Annotated in this window: 28 protein-coding genes; all 28 read left to right on the plus strand. The window is 35.7% G+C overall.

Going from position 1 to position 14,889, the window contains the following annotated elements; all coding sequences use genetic code 11:
* Positions 1–47: 47 nt before the first annotated feature.
* Entirely contained in the window at positions 48–524 is a 477-nt protein-coding gene (gene rpsG / locus PQO00_RS10495; RefSeq protein ID WP_102756995.1) for a 30S ribosomal protein S7, read from the plus strand.
* Between the two features lie 6 nt (positions 525–530).
* Positions 531–2,657: an elongation factor G gene (fusA, locus tag PQO00_RS10500; RefSeq protein ID WP_274184808.1), complete on the plus strand. Its 2,127-nt coding sequence runs from the start codon at positions 531–533 to the stop codon at positions 2,655–2,657.
* Positions 2,658–2,668: 11 nt separating this feature from the next.
* The gene (rpsJ, locus tag PQO00_RS10505; protein WP_007650482.1) at positions 2,669–2,974 is read left to right on the plus strand and encodes a 30S ribosomal protein S10; all 306 of its coding nucleotides are present in this window, start codon (positions 2,669–2,671) and stop codon (positions 2,972–2,974) included.
* A gap of 273 nt (positions 2,975–3,247) precedes the next feature.
* Positions 3,248–3,865, plus strand: a complete 618-nt coding sequence (gene rplC / locus PQO00_RS10510) for a 50S ribosomal protein L3 (RefSeq protein ID WP_274184809.1) — start codon at positions 3,248–3,250, stop codon at positions 3,863–3,865.
* Complete coding sequence (gene rplD / locus PQO00_RS10515) at positions 3,865–4,494, plus strand: 50S ribosomal protein L4 (protein ID WP_274184810.1); 630 nt, start codon at positions 3,865–3,867, stop codon at positions 4,492–4,494. Before rplC ends, rplD begins: the two co-directional genes overlap by 1 nt.
* A gap of 5 nt (positions 4,495–4,499) precedes the next feature.
* Complete coding sequence (gene rplW / locus PQO00_RS10520) at positions 4,500–4,790, plus strand: 50S ribosomal protein L23 (protein WP_274184811.1); 291 nt, start codon at positions 4,500–4,502, stop codon at positions 4,788–4,790.
* Positions 4,791–4,800: 10 nt separating this feature from the next.
* Positions 4,801–5,628, plus strand: coding sequence for a 50S ribosomal protein L2 (gene rplB, locus PQO00_RS10525; RefSeq protein WP_274184812.1), 828 nt, complete (start codon positions 4,801–4,803; stop codon positions 5,626–5,628).
* Between the two features lie 3 nt (positions 5,629–5,631).
* Positions 5,632–5,910, plus strand: coding sequence for a 30S ribosomal protein S19 (rpsS, locus tag PQO00_RS10530; RefSeq protein WP_042499126.1), 279 nt, complete (start codon positions 5,632–5,634; stop codon positions 5,908–5,910).
* Positions 5,911–5,915: 5 nt separating this feature from the next.
* Positions 5,916–6,323 carry a 50S ribosomal protein L22 gene (gene rplV / locus PQO00_RS10535; protein WP_274184813.1) on the plus strand — a complete coding sequence of 136 codons (408 nt, stop codon included), beginning with the start codon at positions 5,916–5,918 and terminating at the stop codon, positions 6,321–6,323.
* Positions 6,324–6,332: 9 nt separating this feature from the next.
* Positions 6,333–7,061, plus strand: a complete 729-nt coding sequence (gene rpsC / locus PQO00_RS10540) for a 30S ribosomal protein S3 (RefSeq protein ID WP_067147346.1) — start codon at positions 6,333–6,335, stop codon at positions 7,059–7,061.
* Between the two features lie 21 nt (positions 7,062–7,082).
* A complete protein-coding gene (gene rplP / locus PQO00_RS10545) occupies positions 7,083–7,502 on the plus strand; it encodes a 50S ribosomal protein L16 (RefSeq protein WP_274184814.1) in 420 nt (139 codons plus the stop codon).
* Positions 7,503–7,515: 13 nt separating this feature from the next.
* A complete protein-coding gene (gene rpmC / locus PQO00_RS10550) occupies positions 7,516–7,707 on the plus strand; it encodes a 50S ribosomal protein L29 (RefSeq protein ID WP_274184815.1) in 192 nt (63 codons plus the stop codon).
* Between the two features lie 12 nt (positions 7,708–7,719).
* Complete coding sequence (gene rpsQ / locus PQO00_RS10555; protein WP_072399584.1) at positions 7,720–7,977, plus strand: 30S ribosomal protein S17; 258 nt, start codon at positions 7,720–7,722, stop codon at positions 7,975–7,977.
* A 2-nt stretch (positions 7,978–7,979) separates the two neighbouring features.
* Complete coding sequence (rplN, locus tag PQO00_RS10560) at positions 7,980–8,348, plus strand: 50S ribosomal protein L14 (RefSeq protein ID WP_019386277.1); 369 nt, start codon at positions 7,980–7,982, stop codon at positions 8,346–8,348.
* A gap of 14 nt (positions 8,349–8,362) precedes the next feature.
* A complete protein-coding gene (gene rplX, locus PQO00_RS10565) occupies positions 8,363–8,674 on the plus strand; it encodes a 50S ribosomal protein L24 (RefSeq protein ID WP_274184816.1) in 312 nt (103 codons plus the stop codon).
* Positions 8,675–8,676: 2 nt separating this feature from the next.
* The gene (gene rplE, locus PQO00_RS10570) at positions 8,677–9,228 is read left to right on the plus strand and encodes a 50S ribosomal protein L5 (protein ID WP_274184817.1); all 552 of its coding nucleotides are present in this window, start codon (positions 8,677–8,679) and stop codon (positions 9,226–9,228) included.
* 3 nt (positions 9,229–9,231) lie between these two features.
* Complete coding sequence (gene rpsN, locus PQO00_RS10575) at positions 9,232–9,501, plus strand: 30S ribosomal protein S14 (RefSeq protein ID WP_274184818.1); 270 nt, start codon at positions 9,232–9,234, stop codon at positions 9,499–9,501.
* A 68-nt stretch (positions 9,502–9,569) separates the two neighbouring features.
* Positions 9,570–9,968, plus strand: a complete 399-nt coding sequence (gene rpsH / locus PQO00_RS10580; protein WP_274184819.1) for a 30S ribosomal protein S8 — start codon at positions 9,570–9,572, stop codon at positions 9,966–9,968.
* An 18-nt stretch (positions 9,969–9,986) separates the two neighbouring features.
* Positions 9,987–10,529: a 50S ribosomal protein L6 gene (gene rplF, locus PQO00_RS10585; RefSeq protein ID WP_274184820.1), complete on the plus strand. Its 543-nt coding sequence runs from the start codon at positions 9,987–9,989 to the stop codon at positions 10,527–10,529.
* 88 nt (positions 10,530–10,617) lie between these two features.
* Complete coding sequence (gene rplR / locus PQO00_RS10590) at positions 10,618–10,974, plus strand: 50S ribosomal protein L18 (RefSeq protein WP_274184821.1); 357 nt, start codon at positions 10,618–10,620, stop codon at positions 10,972–10,974.
* 6 nt (positions 10,975–10,980) lie between these two features.
* Entirely contained in the window at positions 10,981–11,505 is a 525-nt protein-coding gene (rpsE, locus tag PQO00_RS10595) for a 30S ribosomal protein S5 (RefSeq protein WP_135877605.1), read from the plus strand.
* A gap of 13 nt (positions 11,506–11,518) precedes the next feature.
* A complete protein-coding gene (rpmD, locus tag PQO00_RS10600; protein ID WP_274184822.1) occupies positions 11,519–11,701 on the plus strand; it encodes a 50S ribosomal protein L30 in 183 nt (60 codons plus the stop codon).
* Positions 11,702–11,714: 13 nt separating this feature from the next.
* Positions 11,715–12,167, plus strand: coding sequence for a 50S ribosomal protein L15 (rplO, locus tag PQO00_RS10605; RefSeq protein ID WP_274184823.1), 453 nt, complete (start codon positions 11,715–11,717; stop codon positions 12,165–12,167).
* Between the two features lie 15 nt (positions 12,168–12,182).
* Positions 12,183–13,535: a preprotein translocase subunit SecY gene (secY, locus tag PQO00_RS10610; RefSeq protein ID WP_274184824.1), complete on the plus strand. Its 1,353-nt coding sequence runs from the start codon at positions 12,183–12,185 to the stop codon at positions 13,533–13,535.
* Between the two features lie 11 nt (positions 13,536–13,546).
* Positions 13,547–13,762 carry a translation initiation factor IF-1 gene (infA, locus tag PQO00_RS10615; protein WP_007094967.1) on the plus strand — a complete coding sequence of 72 codons (216 nt, stop codon included), beginning with the start codon at positions 13,547–13,549 and terminating at the stop codon, positions 13,760–13,762.
* 91 nt (positions 13,763–13,853) lie between these two features.
* Complete coding sequence (gene ykgO, locus PQO00_RS10620; protein ID WP_010181906.1) at positions 13,854–13,970, plus strand: type B 50S ribosomal protein L36; 117 nt, start codon at positions 13,854–13,856, stop codon at positions 13,968–13,970.
* 2 nt (positions 13,971–13,972) lie between these two features.
* The gene (gene rpsM, locus PQO00_RS10625) at positions 13,973–14,347 is read left to right on the plus strand and encodes a 30S ribosomal protein S13 (protein WP_274184825.1); all 375 of its coding nucleotides are present in this window, start codon (positions 13,973–13,975) and stop codon (positions 14,345–14,347) included.
* 99 nt (positions 14,348–14,446) lie between these two features.
* Positions 14,447–14,830, plus strand: coding sequence for a 30S ribosomal protein S11 (rpsK, locus tag PQO00_RS10630; protein ID WP_135877609.1), 384 nt, complete (start codon positions 14,447–14,449; stop codon positions 14,828–14,830).
* Positions 14,831–14,889: the final 59 nt, after the last annotated feature.

Genomic DNA, 14,889 nt, shown 5'->3' on the forward strand with positions numbered 1-14,889 from the left:
CTAATAACCAATAACCAATAACAAATAACAAATAACTTAAAGAAGACATGAGAAAAAGAGCAGCAAAAAAGAGACCGCTTTTACCAGATCCACGCTTTAACGATCAGTTAGTAACTCGTTTCGTTAATATGATGATGTGGGATGGAAAGAAGTCTGTCGCTTTTAAGGTATTCTACGATGCTATTGACATTGTAGATTCGAAAAAAACTGACGAAGAAAAAACAGCTTTAGAAACTTGGAAAGACGCTTTATCAAATGTGATGCCTCACGTAGAAGTACGTAGTCGTCGTGTTGGTGGTGCAACATTCCAAATTCCAATGCAAATTCGTCCAGATCGTAAAGTTTCTACGGCAATGAAATGGCTTATAGGCTATGCTCGTAAAAGAAACGAAAAATCTATGGCGCAACGTTTAGCTTCAGAAATTTTAGCAGCAGCTAAAGAAGAAGGGGCGGCAGTTAAGAAAAGAGTTGATACTCACAAAATGGCGGAAGCAAATAAAGCATTCTCTCACTTTAGATTTTAATACGACATGGCAAGAGATTTAAAATTCACTAGAAATATAGGTATTGCTGCACATATTGATGCGGGAAAAACTACTACTACAGAGCGTATTCTTTATTATACAGGGGTGTCTCATAAAATTGGGGAAGTACATGATGGTGCTGCTACAATGGATTGGATGGAGCAAGAGCAGGAAAGAGGTATTACCATTACTTCTGCTGCTACCACTTGTGAGTGGAAATTTCCAATTGAAAATGGACAGCCAACTCCTGATACTAAAGGGTATCACTTTAATATAATTGACACACCGGGTCACGTTGATTTTACGGTTGAAGTAAACCGTTCCCTACGTGTGCTTGATGGTTTGGTGTTCTTGTTTAGTGCGGTTGATGGTGTTGAGCCTCAATCTGAAACTAACTGGAGATTAGCCGATAACTACAAGGTGCCAAGAATTGGTTTTGTTAATAAAATGGATCGTCAAGGATCTAACTTTTTAGGTGTTTGTCAACAAGTAAAAGACATGTTAAAGTCTAATGCAGTGCCAATCGTTTTGAATATTGGTGACGAAGCAGACTTTAAAGGAATTATCGATTTAGTTAAGAATCGTGCTATAGTTTGGCATGATGAAACACAAGGGGCAACTTTTGATGTTATCGATATACCAGAAGATATGAAAGAAGAAGCTCGTAAGTACCGTGCACTTTTAATAGAAGAAGTAGCAACTTACGATGAGAATCTTTTAGAAAAATTCATGGAAGATGAAGATTCTATTACAGAAGAAGAGGTGCACGCTGCACTTAGAGCTGCTGTAATGGATATGGCCATTATTCCTATGATTTGTGGTTCTGCTTTTAAAAATAAAGGCGTACAGTTTTTATTGGATGCTGTTTGTCGTTACTTACCATCTCCATTAGATAGAGATAGTGTTTTAGGAACAAATCCAGAAACAGGAGGAGAAACGTCACGTAAGCCAGATGTAAAAGAGCCTTTTTCTGCATTAGCATTTAAAATTGCTACCGATCCTTTTGTGGGTCGTTTAGCATTCTTTAGAGCGTACTCTGGTCGTTTAGATGCGGGTTCTTATATTTTGAACAACCGTTCTGGTAAAAAAGAGCGTATCTCTCGTATTTATCAAATGCACTCTAATAAGCAAAATGCTATCGATTATATCGAAGCAGGAGATATTGGAGCAGCAGTAGGGTTTAAGGATATTAAGACAGGTGATACCATGTCTGATGAAAAACACCCTATTGTTTTAGAATCCATGGACTTTCCAGATCCGGTAATTGGTATTGCGGTTGAGCCTAAGACTAAAGCAGACGTTGATAAATTAGGGATGGCTTTAGCAAAATTAGCTGAAGAGGATCCAACATTTACAGCAAGAACAGACGAAGCTTCAGGACAGACTATTATTTCTGGAATGGGTGAGCTTCACTTAGATATTATTGTTGACCGTCTTAAGCGTGAGTTTAAGGTTGAAGTAAATCAGGGTCAACCACAGGTAGAATACAAAGAAGCTATTACGCAACGTGCTGAACACAGAGAAGTTTATAAGAAACAATCTGGTGGACGTGGTAAATTCGCAGACATTGTATTTACGCTTGAGCCTGCTGAAGAAGGAAAAGTAGGATTGGAATTTATTTCTGAAATTAAAGGTGGTAACGTTCCTAAAGAATTTATCCCATCAATTGAAAAAGGATTCAAGATGGCTATGGTAAATGGACCATTGGCAGGATACGAAGTTGATGCTATGAAAGTAACATTAACAGATGGATCTTACCATGACGTGGATTCTGATCAATTATCTTTCGAATTGGCTGCAAAAATTGGATTTAAAAACTCTGCGAAAGCTGCGAAAGCGGTAATCATGGAACCTATTATGAAACTAGAGGTAATAACTCCAGAAGAAAATATGGGAGATATCGTAGGTGATTTAAATAGAAGAAGAGGACAAGTAAGTGATATGGGAGATAGAGCTGGTGCAAAAACTGTAAAAGCTACTGTACCACTTTCAGAAATGTTTGGATATGTAACCACATTAAGAACATTATCATCAGGTCGTGCAACGTCAACAATGGAATTTTCACATTATGCCGAAACACCTTCAAATATATCTGAAGAAGTAATTAAGGCGGCTAAAGGTGTTGAAGCTTAAAATCTAAGAAAATGAGTCAAAAAATCAGAATAAAATTAAAATCTTACGATCACAATTTAGTAGACAAGTCTGCCGATAAGATTGTAAAGACTGTAAAAAGCACTGGAGCTGTTGTAACTGGGCCAATTCCATTACCAACTCACAAGAAAATTTTCACAGTATTACGTTCTCCACACGTAAACAAGAAATCAAGAGAACAATTTCAATTAAGCTCTTATAAGAGATTATTGGATATCTACTCTTCGTCATCAAAAACAATTGATGCGTTAATGAAGCTTGAATTACCAAGTGGTGTTGAGGTGGAAATTAAGGTTTAATTTCCATTCCCACGAAAGTGGGAATCTCTTGAACGTTAAAGAGAGGTATAATTAAGATTCCTGCTTTCGCAGGAAAGTAAAAGACCCTGAAACAAGTTCAGGGCGTGCATGTCCCACCGATGCGGTCGCGGGAAAAACGGTAAAAATACATTCAGGGTTGAAAGTATTTCGACCCTGAAATTTTTTAAATAAGTAAATTAATAACAATAGATTGAAGGTTTAATCAGAATCGTTCTGAAATTATAAATCAACAATCGTAAATCGTAAATTAAAATGTCTGGGTTAATTGGAAAGAAAATCGGTATGACCAGTATCTTTGATGACAACGGAAAAAACATTCCTTGTACAGTTATCGAAGCTGGACCATGTATCGTTACCCAAGTCAGAACTGAAGAAGTTGACGGCTATAAAGCTGTTCAATTAGGTTTCGATGACGCGACAGAAAAAAGCGCTACAAAAGCTGACTTAGGTCATGCTAAAAAAGCGGGTACTTCTGTAAAACGCAAAGTTGTTGAATTCAAAGGTTTTGATGCGGAGTACAAATTAGGAGATGCTATCACTGTTGAACATTTCGCAGAAGGAGAATTTGTTGATATAGCAGGAACATCTAAAGGTAAAGGATTTCAAGGTGTTGTAAAACGTCATGGTTTCGGTGGTGTAGGTCAAGCTACTCACGGTCAACATAATCGTTTAAGAGCGCCAGGATCTATTGGAGCGGCATCATACCCTGCAAGAGTTTTCAAAGGAATGAAAATGGCAGGAAGAATGGGTGGAGACACAGTTAAAGTTCAAAATTTAAGAGTTTTAAAAGTAGTTGCTGAAAAGAATCTACTTGTTGTTAAAGGTTGTGTGCCTGGGCATAAAAACGCTTATGTAATTATTAGAAAATAATGAAAGTAGCAGTTTTAGATATAAACGGAAAAGACACAGGTAGAAAGGCAGACCTTTCTAAAGATGTGTTCGCTATTGCCCCTAATAATCATGCTGTATATTTGGATGTTAAACAATATTTAGCAAACCAACGTCAAGGAACTCACAAATCGAAAGAAAGAGCTGAGATTGCAGGAAGTACACGTAAGATTAAAAAGCAAAAAGGAACTGGTACAGCAAGAGCTGGTAGTATTAAGTCTGGTGTGTTTAAAGGTGGTGGTCGCATGTTCGGTCCAAGACCAAGAAATTACAGCTTTAAACTTAATAAAAATGTTAAGCGTTTAGCACGTAAATCTGCATTAAGTATCAAAGCGGGAGAAAAATCAATTACAGTTTTAGAAGACTTTAATTTTGATACGCCTAAGACTAAAAACTTTACAGCGATTTTAAAAGCGTTAGAGCTTGAAAACAAAAAATCTTTGTTTGTGTTGGGTGGGTCAAATAATAACGTATATTTGTCATCGCGCAATTTAAAAGGATCTGAAGTTATAACTTCTTCAGAATTAAGTACTTATAAGATTTTAAATGCGAATCAAGTAGTGCTTTTAGAAGGTGCTTTAGAAGGAATTGAAACAAATTTAAGTAAATAGAAACCATGAGTATCTTAATTAAACCTATAATCACGGAAAAAGCGACTGCAAATAGCGAGTTAAGAAACTGCTATACTTTCGCAGTGAATACAAAGGCGAACAAGGTAGAAATCAAAAAAGCGGTGGAAGCTGCTTATGGTGTTTCTGTTGAAAAAGTTCGTACTATAAATGTCCGTCCAGATAGAAGAACACGTCATACAAAGACTGGGATTCAACATGGTAAAACAAATGCTGTTAAAAAGGCAATTGTACAACTGGCGGAAGGTGAAATGATTGATTTATACAGTAACATGTAATTAGACAACAATGTCAGTAAGAAAATTAAAACCAATCACACCAGGACAGCGATTTAGAGTAGTAAATGGTTATGACGCCATAACTACTGATAAGCCGGAAAAGAGTTTACTTGTTCCGAATAAAAAGTCTGGTGGTAGAAACAGTCAAGGAAAAATGACCATGCGCTATATAGGTGGAGGTCATAAAAGAAAGTATCGTATTATCGATTTTAGACGTAACAAAACTGGAATTCCAGCAGAAGTTAAGTCTATCGAATATGATCCAAACAGAACCGCTTTTATCGCATTATTGAATTATCAAGATGGCGAAAAAAGATATATTATTGCTCAAAATGGTTTACAGGTTGGGCAAAAAGTGGTATCTGGTTTAGAAGGCGTTGCTCCAGAAATTGGAAATGCCATGCCATTAAGTGAAATTCCATTAGGGACTATTATTTCTTGTGTAGAATTACGTCCAGGACAAGGAGCTGTGATGGCTCGTAGTGCTGGTGCTTTTGCTCAGTTAATGGCAAGAGATGGTAAGTTTGCAACAATCAAGTTGCCTTCAGGTGAAACAAGATTAATTCTTGCTAACTGTATGGCGACTATAGGTGTGGTATCTAATTCAGATCATCAATTATTAGTTGGTGGTAAAGCAGGTAGAACTAGATGGTTAGGAAGACGTCCTCGTACTAGACCAGTCGTTATGAATCCAGTCGATCACCCAATGGGTGGTGGTGAAGGTAAATCTTCTGGTGGACATCCACGTTCTAGAAACGGTATTCCAGCTAAAGGTTACAGAACCCGTTCTAAGACTAAAGCAAGTAATAAATATATTGTAGAACGTAGAAAGAAATAAGACATGGCAAGATCATTAAAAAAAGGACCTTACGTTCATTATAAGTTAGAAAAGAAAGTAGCTGTTAATGTTGAATCTAATAAGAAAACAGTAATCAAAACTTGGTCAAGAGCTAGTATGATTACTCCAGATTTTGTTGGACAAACAATTGCAGTGCACAATGGCCGTCAATTTGTACCAGTTTATGTAACAGAAAACATGGTAGGCCATAAGTTAGGAGAATTTTCACCAACACGTTCATTCCGTGGACATGCAGGTGCTAAAAACAAAGGTAAAAAGTAGTAGCTATGGGAAGTCGTAAAAAACAAATGGCAGACGCTATTAAGGAAGCTAAAAAGCATGTTGCTTTTGCTAAACTTAATAATTGTCCTACATCACCAAGAAAAATGCGTTTAGTAGCCGATTTGGTAAGAGGTGAAAAAGTAGAACATGCACTTAATATCTTAAAATTCAACCAAAAAGAAGCATCTGGTCGTTTAGAGAAATTGTTATTGTCTGCCATTGCAAACTGGCAGTCTAAAAACGAGGAAGCAGATGTAGAATCGGCTGAATTATTTGTAAAAGAGATTAGAGTTGACAGCGGATCTATGTTAAAGAGATTACGTCCGGCACCTCAAGGTCGTGCACACAGAATTAGAAAACGTTCTAACCACGTTACATTAGTAGTTGGAGCTAACAATAACACACAAAGCTAAGATAGAAGTATGGGACAAAAAACAAATCCAATCGGAAATCGCTTAGGTATTATCAGAGGATGGGAATCTAACTGGTACGGAGGTAATGATTATGGAGACAAGCTTGCCGAAGACGATAAAATTAGAAAATACGTTCACGCGCGTTTATCTAAAGCTAGTGTAAGTAGAGTAATTATTGAGAGAACTTTAAAGCTTGTAACCGTTACTATCACTACTGCTAGACCTGGTATTATTATCGGAAAAGGTGGTCAAGAGGTAGACAAGTTAAAAGAAGAACTTAAGAAGATTACTGGAAAAGAAGTTCAGATTAACATCTTTGAAATTAAAAGACCTGAACTTGATGCATTTTTAGTAGGATCTAGTATTGCTCGTCAAATTGAAAACAGAATTTCATATAGACGTGCAATAAAGATGGCTATCGCTGCTACAATGCGTATGAATGCAGAAGGAATCAAGATCCAAATTAGTGGGCGTTTAAACGGAGCAGAAATGGCACGTTCAGAACACTACAAAGAAGGACGTATTCCTTTATCGACCTTTAGAGCCGATATTGATTATGCTTTAGTTGAGGCACACACTACTTACGGTAGATTGGGTGTTAAGGTATGGATCATGAAAGGTGAAGTATATGGTAAAAGAGAACTTTCTCCACTTGTTGGTTTATCTAAGAAGCAAGGAAAAGGTGGAGCCGGAGGACGTGGCGGAAACAGAGATAACAAACCTCGTCGTAGAAAGTAATTTTTTATAAAGTAAAGAAAAATGTTACAGCCTAAAAGAACAAAATTTCGTAAGCAACAAAAAGGACGTATGAAAGGTCTCTCTGGAAGAGGACATCAACTTTCAAACGGTACTTTTGGAATAAAAGCATTAGACGCAACTTTTATAACATCACGTCAAATTGAAGCAGCTCGTATTGCCGCTACACGTTACATGAAAAGAGAAGGGCAACTTTGGATTAAAATATTTCCAGACAAGCCTATTACAAAAAAGCCTCTTGAAGTACGTATGGGTAAAGGTAAAGGTGCTGTTGAATATTGGGTAGCTGTTTGTAGACCAGGTCGTGTTTTATTTGAAATTGGTGGTGTGCCGTTAGATATTGCTAAAGAAGCATTGCGTTTAGCAGCACAAAAATTACCAGTAAAAACTAAGTTTTTAATTGCTCGCGATTACGAAGCATAATTTATTTGATATTATGAAACAATCAGAAATTAAAGAATTATCTACAGCTGAGTTACAAGAGAAACTTGGTGAGACAAAAAAAAGTTATTCAGACCTAAAAATGGCTCATGCAATATCTCCTTTAGAAAATCCAATTCAGTTACGTAGTATTAGACGTACTGTAGCTAGAATTGCGACAGAATTAACTAAAAGAGAATTACAATAATTCTGCTGAAAGATGGAAACAAGAAATTTAAGAAAAGAACGTATAGGAGTTGTTACTAGTAACAAAATGCAAAAATCAATAGTTGTTGCAGAGGTTAAAAAAGTGAAACACCCTATGTATGGTAAGTTCGTGTTGAAAACAAAAAAATATGTGGCACACGACGAAACAAACGATTGTAACATTGGTGATACCGTAAAGATCATGGAAACAAGACCTTTAAGTAAATCTAAATGTTGGAGATTAGTTGAAATCATAGAAAGAGCTAAATAATTATGGTACAGCAAGAATCAAGATTAAAGGTAGCAGATAACACTGGAGCAAAAGAAGTATTAACAATACGTGTTCTAGGTGGTACTAAAAGAAGATACGCTTCTGTAGGAGACAAAATAGTTGTTTCTGTTAAAGACGCAACACCTAATGGAAACATTAAAAAAGGTGCTGTTTCTACTGCAGTTGTTGTTCGTACTAAAAAAGAAGTAAGAAGACCTGATGGATCTTATATTAGATTCGACGATAATGCGTGTGTTTTATTAAACCCAACGGGTGAGATGAGAGGAACACGTGTATTTGGTCCTGTTGCTAGAGAACTTCGTGATAAACAATTCATGAAAATTGTATCATTAGCACCAGAGGTGCTTTAATACATTAATTTAAGATGACAAAGCTTAAAATAAAAACTGGAGATACTGTAAAAGTCATTGCTGGAGATCATAAAGGATCTGAAGGTAAAGTACAAAAAGTATTAATAGATAAGAACAAAGCGATTGTTGAGGGCGTAAACATGGTTAAGAAACACACGAAACCAAGTGCGCAAAACCCTCAAGGTGGAATCGTAGAGAAAGAAGCTGCTATTCATATTTCTAACTTATCATTGTTAACTTCAAAAGGAGAAACAACTAGAGTTGGATATAAAATAGAAGGCGATAAGAAAGTGAGATTTTCAGTAAAATCTAATGAAGTAATATAGTTATGGCATATTCACCTAGACTTAAAGAAGAGTATAAAAGCAAAGTAATTGCTGCTCTTACAGACGAATTTGGTTATAAAAACGTCATGCAAGTACCTAAACTTACTAAGATCGTTGTATCTAAAGGAGTTGGTGCAGCTGTTGCAGATAAAAAACTTATTGACTACGCAGTTGAGGAGTTAACAACAATAACCGGACAAAAAGCTATAGCAACTTTATCTAAAAAAGATGTTGCATCTTTCAAATTACGTAAAGGGATGCCCATTGGGGTTAAAGTTACTTTGCGTGGCGAAAGAATGTATGAGTTTTTAGATCGTTTAGTTACTTCTGCTTTACCGCGTGTAAGAGATTTTAATGGGATAAAAGCAACTGGATTTGACGGACGAGGTAATTACAATTTAGGAATTACCGAGCAAATTATTTTTCCAGAGATCAATATCGATAAGGTAAATAAAATCTCAGGTATGGATATTACATTTGTAACTACCGCAGAAACAGACAAAGAAGCAAAATCATTATTAACCGAATTAGGGTTACCTTTTAAAAAGAACTAAGTTATGGCTAAAGAATCAATGAAAGCCCGTGAGGTAAAAAGAGCTAAAACAGTAGCTAAGTATGCCGAAAAACGTAAAGCTTTAAAAGAAGCTGGCGATTACGATGCATTACAAAAGTTACCAAAAAATGCATCTCCTATTCGTCAACATAATAGATGTAAATTAACAGGAAGACCAAAAGGATATATGAGAACTTTTGGGATTTCTCGTGTAACATTTAGAGAGATGGCCAATCAAGGTCTTATCCCTGGAGTTAGAAAAGCTAGTTGGTAATATTATTTAAATAATCAGATTTAAGGTTCAACATAAGTTGAAAACCAAGATCGCAAAATCAATTCATTATGTACACAGATCCAATTGCGGATTATTTGACAAGGATTAGAAATGCAGTACGTGCTAACCATAGGGTAGTAGAGGTGCCTGCTTCTAATTTGAAAAAAGACATCACTAAAATATTATTCGAACAAGGATATATTTTAAGTTACAAGTTTGATGATTCTTCAGTACAAGGTACCATTAAAATTGCCCTTAAGTACAATAAAGAAACTAAAGAACCTGTAATCAAGAAGCTACAAAGAATTAGTAAACCAGGTTTACGTAAGTATTCTGGTTCTAAAGAGCTGCCTAGAATCCTTAATGGTCTTGGTATTGCCATCGTTTCTACTTCTCACGGAGTTATGACAGGTAAACAGGCCAAAAGAGATAATGTAGGTGGTGAAGTATTATGTTACGTTTACTAATCTAAAAAGAAGAAAGAAATGTCAAGAATAGGTAATAACCCAGTAGCCATTCCAGAAGGAGTTACGGTTGATATAAATGACGGGATCGTTACAGTAAAAGGAAAATTGGGTGAGTTAACTCAAAATTTCGATTCTGTAGATATTAAAGTTGAAGATGGAAATGTTTTAGTAACACGTTCTTCCGATTCTAAAGATCAAAAAGCAAAACATGGTTTATACAGATCATTAATGCATAACATGATTGAAGGTGTATCAAAAGGATGGACTAAAGAATTAGAATTAGTTGGTGTAGGATATAGAGCATCTAACCAAGGACAAAAATTGGATTTAGCTTTAGGTTTTTCTCATAATATTGTTTTAAACATTGCTCCAGAAGTAAAAGTTGAAACAGTATCAGAAAAAGGAAAAAATCCAGTAGTAAAGTTAACATCATTCGATAAACAACTTGTTGGTCAAGTAGCTGCGAAAATCCGTGGGTTTAGAAGACCAGAGCCTTACAAAGGAAAAGGAATTAAGTTTGTTGGTGAAGTAATAAGAAGAAAAGCAGGTAAATCAGCATAATGAATTTACGATGGTAGATTTTAGAATTACGAGTTATTATAGAGTAAATCAAAAATCAAAAATCGTTAATCAAAAATCGTAAATCAAGATGGCATTAACAAAGAATAAAAGAAGACTAAGAATAAAAAACAGAATCCGTAAGGTTGTTTCTGGTACAGAAGCAAGACCTAGATTGGCTGTTTTTAGAAGTAATAAAGAAATTTATGCTCAAATTGTAGATGACGTAACTGGTAATACTATCAGTGCTGCATCTTCAAGAGATAAAGATATTAGTTCTGCGAAAGCAACTAAATCAGAAGTAGCTAAATTAGTAGGTAAAGCAATTGCCGAAAAAGCTCTAAAAGCTGGCGTAGAAACCATCTCTTTTGATAGAGGAGGCTATTTATACCACGGTAGAATAAAATCATTAGCTGAAGGAGCTAGGGAAGCAGGACTTAAATTCTAAGAAATTATGTTTCAAAAATATAAAAGTGCAGAGTTAGTAAAACCAGGTGGGCTGGATCTTAAAGATCGTTTAGTTGGTGTACAAAGAGTTACAAAAGTAACTAAAGGAGGTAGAGCATTTGGTTTTTCAGCAATTGTTGTAGTTGGTGATGAAGCAGGTGTTGTAGGACAAGGTTTAGGTAAATCTAAAGATGTTGCTAGCGCTATAGCAAAAGCAGTAGAAGATGCTAAGAAAAACCTAGTTAGAATTCCTATTATAAAAGGAACTTTACCACATGAGCAAAAAGGTAAATACGGTGGAGCAAGAGTAAATATTATTCCTGCTGCTCCTGGTACAGGAGTTATTGCTGGTGGAGCAGTTAGAACGGTTTTAGAGGCAGTTGGTGTACATGATGTATTATCAAAATCCCAAGGATCTTCTAATCCTCATAACGTAGTAAAAGCAACTTTTGATGCTTTATTACAATTAAGGGATGCCAATGCAATTGCTCGAGATAGAGGTATTTCACTTGAACAGGTTTTTAACGCTTAAAATAACATCAGAGATGGCAAAGATTAAAGTAACAAAAGTTAAAAGCGCAATCAATCGTACACAAAGACAAAAAAGAACTTTAGAAGCTCTAGGTCTTAAAAAGATTGGTCAAGTAAAAGAGCACGAAGCTACACCTAATATTTTAGGTATGGTTGCTAAAGTTTCACATTTAGTTTCTGTTGAAGAAGCAAAATAATATAAAACTGAAAATGGATTTAAGTAATTTAAAACCTGCAGAAGGTTCAGTAAAAAATCAAGGTAAAAGAATAGGTAGAGGACAAGGTTCTGGTAAAGGTGGTACCGCTACACGTGGTCACAAAGGGGCTAAATCCCGTTCTGGTTATTCTAAGAAACTAGGATTTGAAGGTGGGCAAATGCCACTACAAAGACGTGTTCCTAAATTTGGTTTTACTAACATTAACCGTGTTGAGTATCAAGGTGTCAATATAGATACTTTACAACAATTGGTTGATGATAAGAAAATTAAGGATACAGTAGATTTTGAAACTTTATTCTCAAATCGTTTAGTTGGAAAGAATGATCTGGTTAAGATTTTGGGTAGAGGCGAGTTAAAAGCAAAATTAAAGGTATCTGCACATAAATTTACAGCTTCAGCAAAAGCGGCTATTGAAGCAGCTGGAGGAGAAGCAATAACATTATAAGACCATATTATAAGTATGAAGTTTATAGAATCGTTAAAAAATGTTTGGAAAATTGAGGAGCTAAGAAACAGAATCATAGTCACACTAGGTCTGTTATTAGTATATCGTTTTGGTACTCAGGTGACGTTGCCAGGAGTTGATGCCGCACAATTAGCAGCCTTGGGAGACAAAACTAGTACAGGTTTATTAGGACTACTCAGTCAGTTTACTGGAGGAGCATTTTCTAGAGCATCTGTGTTTGCCTTAGGTATTATGCCTTACATTTCTGCTTCTATTGTTGTACAATTAATGGGTATAGCTATTCCTTATTTGCAAAAACTGCAAAAAGAGGGTGCCAGCGGTCAGAAGAAAGTGAATCAAATTACGCGTTGGCTAACCATTGCTATTTGCTTATTGCAAGCACCAGGTTATTTAGCAAGCTTACCAAGCTTAGGTGTTCCACAAAGTGCCTTTTTGTTAGGAACAGGTCCTTTGTTCTATTTCTCATCTGTAAGTATTTTAGTTACAGGCTGTATTTTTGCCATGTGGTTAGGTGAAAAAATTACGGATAAAGGGATAGGAAACGGAATTTCATTATTGATCATGGTTGGTATTATTGCAACATTACCTCAGTCATTTATTCAGAATGCAGCAACAAGATTAGAAGGTAACAATGTGATGCTTATTCTTTTTGAATTGGTTATTTGGTTTGTTATAATCTTAGTGACGATCATGCTTGTCATGGCAGTTAGGAAAATAGCGGTACAATACGCACGAAGAACGGCTTCTGGTGGTTATGAGAAAAGTGCTATGGCCGGTTCAAGACAATATATTCCATTAAAGCTAAATGCTTCTGGAGTGATGCCTATAATATTTGCTCAAGCTATTATGTTTGTGCCAGGTATGATAGGAGGTACAGATTTATTAAAAGATTCATCTGTAGGAGCTTGGTTGGTTACTAATCTTGGTCCAGCAAGTATGTTTGGTTTTTGGTATAACGTTGTTTTTGCTTTATTAATAATCGTATTTACGTATTTCTATACAGCGATTACTGTACCAACGAACAAAATGGCAGACGATTTAAAACGTAGTGGTGGTTTTATTCCTGGTATTCGTCCAGGTTCTGAAACATCAGAATATCTTGATAAAATAATGTCTCAAATAACCTTGCCGGGATCTATATTTTTAGCGCTAATAGCTGTGTTCCCAGCGTTTATTGTTAAGCTTATGGATGTGCAAGCTGGTTGGGCATTGTTTTTTGGAGGAACCTCATTATTAATTATGGTTGGAGTTGCAATTGACACTATGCAACAAGTAAATTCATACTTGTTAAATAGACATTATGATGGCTTGATGAAAACTGGTAAAAATAGAAAGGCAAGCGCTTAATATATAATACTATGGCAAAACAGGCAGCAATAGAACAAGACGGAACCATTATAGAAGCATTATCGAATGCTATGTTTCGTGTTGAATTAGAAAATGGTCACATTGTGACTGCACATATTTCTGGTAAAATGCGTATGCATTATATTAAACTATTACCAGGAGACAAAGTGAAATTAGAAATGAGTCCTTACGATTTAACAAAGGCTCGAATAACTTATAGATATTAAACAGGTTATGGGTTGTAAGAGGAAAGTGATAAGTTATGTTAAGCAAACTTAGAACTTTAAACTTAGAACTTTAAACTTTAAACTAACAGAGATGAAAGTAAGAGCATCACTTAAAAAGAGAAGTGCAGATTGTAAAATCGTACGAAGAAAAGGCAGACTTTACGTTATAAACAAAAAGAATCCTAGATTTAAACAAAGACAAGGGTAATTATGGCAAGAATTGCAGGTGTAGACATACCAAAAAACAAAAGAGGAGTAATCTCTTTAACTTATATCTATGGAATAGGTAGAAGTAGAGCAAAAGAAATTTTAGCAACGGCTAAGGTTGACGAAAGTACAAAAGTTCAAGATTGGAGCGATGACCAAATAAGTGGTATTCGTGAAGCTGTTGGAGCTTATACAATCGAAGGTGAATTACGTTCTGAGACCCAATTAAACATTAAGCGATTAATGGATATTGGATGTTACAGAGGTATTCGTCACAGATCTGGTCTTCCATTAAGAGGGCAACGTACTAAAAACAACTCTAGAACTAGAAAAGGTAGAAGAAAAACAGTTGCTAACAAGAAAAAAGCAACTAAATAATTAAAAGTCATTAGTATTTAGTCGTTAGATGGAATCTGTTCGAAATGTAAAAGTTTAGGATTCTAATACTAACAACTAACAACTAGAAACTAAAAAAATATGGCAAAAACAAGCACTAAAAAACGTAAAGTTATTGTTGACTCTGTTGGAGAAGCACACGTTACAGCTTCTTTCAATAACATTATTATTTCGCTTACCAACAAAAAAGGAGACGTTATCTCATGGTCTTCTGCTGGTAAAATGGGATTTAGAGGTTCTAAGAAAAACACACCTTATGCTGCTCAATTAGCTGCAGAAGATGCTGCTGCTGTAGCTCAAGAAGCTGGTTTAAAGAAAGTAAAGGTTTATGTAAAAGGACCAGGAAATGGTAGAGAGTCTGCTATTCGTTCTATTCATAATGCAGGGATTGAAGTAACAGAAATTATTGATGTTACCCCATTACCACATAATGGATGTCGCCCTCCAAAGCGTAGAAGAGTTTAATAATTTTGAATTTAAAAATTAATACCATTGGAAAACTCTAATGGTGTTAATTTTTTGCA

The sequence above is a fragment of the Flavivirga sp. 57AJ16 genome (assembly GCF_028736925.1).
Classification (GTDB): domain Bacteria; phylum Bacteroidota; class Bacteroidia; order Flavobacteriales; family Flavobacteriaceae; genus Flavivirga.

What these genes read in the sequence shown, in the direction of transcription:
- rplF (WP_274184820.1), top strand. Translation starts at nt 9,987, where the DNA reads ATGTCAAGAATAGGTAATAACCCAGTAGCCATTCCAGAAGGAGTTACG.
- rpsN (WP_274184818.1), top strand. Translation starts at nt 9,232, where the DNA reads ATGGCTAAAGAATCAATGAAAGCCCGTGAGGTAAAAAGAGCTAAAACA.
- fusA (WP_274184808.1), top strand. Translation starts at nt 531, where the DNA reads ATGGCAAGAGATTTAAAATTCACTAGAAATATAGGTATTGCTGCACAT.
- rplR (WP_274184821.1), top strand. Translation starts at nt 10,618, where the DNA reads ATGGCATTAACAAAGAATAAAAGAAGACTAAGAATAAAAAACAGAATC.
- rpsM (WP_274184825.1), top strand. Translation starts at nt 13,973, where the DNA reads ATGGCAAGAATTGCAGGTGTAGACATACCAAAAAACAAAAGAGGAGTA.
- rpsE (WP_135877605.1), top strand. Translation starts at nt 10,981, where the DNA reads ATGTTTCAAAAATATAAAAGTGCAGAGTTAGTAAAACCAGGTGGGCTG.
- rplB (WP_274184812.1), top strand. Translation starts at nt 4,801, where the DNA reads ATGTCAGTAAGAAAATTAAAACCAATCACACCAGGACAGCGATTTAGA.
- rplE (WP_274184817.1), top strand. Translation starts at nt 8,677, where the DNA reads ATGGCATATTCACCTAGACTTAAAGAAGAGTATAAAAGCAAAGTAATT.
- secY (WP_274184824.1), top strand. Translation starts at nt 12,183, where the DNA reads ATGAAGTTTATAGAATCGTTAAAAAATGTTTGGAAAATTGAGGAGCTA.
- rpsK (WP_135877609.1), top strand. Translation starts at nt 14,447, where the DNA reads ATGGCAAAAACAAGCACTAAAAAACGTAAAGTTATTGTTGACTCTGTT.
- infA (WP_007094967.1), top strand. Translation starts at nt 13,547, where the DNA reads ATGGCAAAACAGGCAGCAATAGAACAAGACGGAACCATTATAGAAGCA.
- rpsJ (WP_007650482.1), top strand. Translation starts at nt 2,669, where the DNA reads ATGAGTCAAAAAATCAGAATAAAATTAAAATCTTACGATCACAATTTA.
- rpmD (WP_274184822.1), top strand. Translation starts at nt 11,519, where the DNA reads ATGGCAAAGATTAAAGTAACAAAAGTTAAAAGCGCAATCAATCGTACA.
- rpsH (WP_274184819.1), top strand. Translation starts at nt 9,570, where the DNA reads ATGTACACAGATCCAATTGCGGATTATTTGACAAGGATTAGAAATGCA.
- rplO (WP_274184823.1), top strand. Translation starts at nt 11,715, where the DNA reads ATGGATTTAAGTAATTTAAAACCTGCAGAAGGTTCAGTAAAAAATCAA.
- rplN (WP_019386277.1), top strand. Translation starts at nt 7,980, where the DNA reads ATGGTACAGCAAGAATCAAGATTAAAGGTAGCAGATAACACTGGAGCA.
- rplX (WP_274184816.1), top strand. Translation starts at nt 8,363, where the DNA reads ATGACAAAGCTTAAAATAAAAACTGGAGATACTGTAAAAGTCATTGCT.
- rpsC (WP_067147346.1), top strand. Translation starts at nt 6,333, where the DNA reads ATGGGACAAAAAACAAATCCAATCGGAAATCGCTTAGGTATTATCAGA.
- rplW (WP_274184811.1), top strand. Translation starts at nt 4,500, where the DNA reads ATGAGTATCTTAATTAAACCTATAATCACGGAAAAAGCGACTGCAAAT.
- rpsG (WP_102756995.1), top strand. Translation starts at nt 48, where the DNA reads ATGAGAAAAAGAGCAGCAAAAAAGAGACCGCTTTTACCAGATCCACGC.
- rplD (WP_274184810.1), top strand. Translation starts at nt 3,865, where the DNA reads ATGAAAGTAGCAGTTTTAGATATAAACGGAAAAGACACAGGTAGAAAG.
- rpmC (WP_274184815.1), top strand. Translation starts at nt 7,516, where the DNA reads ATGAAACAATCAGAAATTAAAGAATTATCTACAGCTGAGTTACAAGAG.
- rplP (WP_274184814.1), top strand. Translation starts at nt 7,083, where the DNA reads ATGTTACAGCCTAAAAGAACAAAATTTCGTAAGCAACAAAAAGGACGT.
- rplV (WP_274184813.1), top strand. Translation starts at nt 5,916, where the DNA reads ATGGGAAGTCGTAAAAAACAAATGGCAGACGCTATTAAGGAAGCTAAA.
- ykgO (WP_010181906.1), top strand. Translation starts at nt 13,854, where the DNA reads ATGAAAGTAAGAGCATCACTTAAAAAGAGAAGTGCAGATTGTAAAATC.
- rpsQ (WP_072399584.1), top strand. Translation starts at nt 7,720, where the DNA reads ATGGAAACAAGAAATTTAAGAAAAGAACGTATAGGAGTTGTTACTAGT.
- rpsS (WP_042499126.1), top strand. Translation starts at nt 5,632, where the DNA reads ATGGCAAGATCATTAAAAAAAGGACCTTACGTTCATTATAAGTTAGAA.
- rplC (WP_274184809.1), top strand. Translation starts at nt 3,248, where the DNA reads ATGTCTGGGTTAATTGGAAAGAAAATCGGTATGACCAGTATCTTTGAT.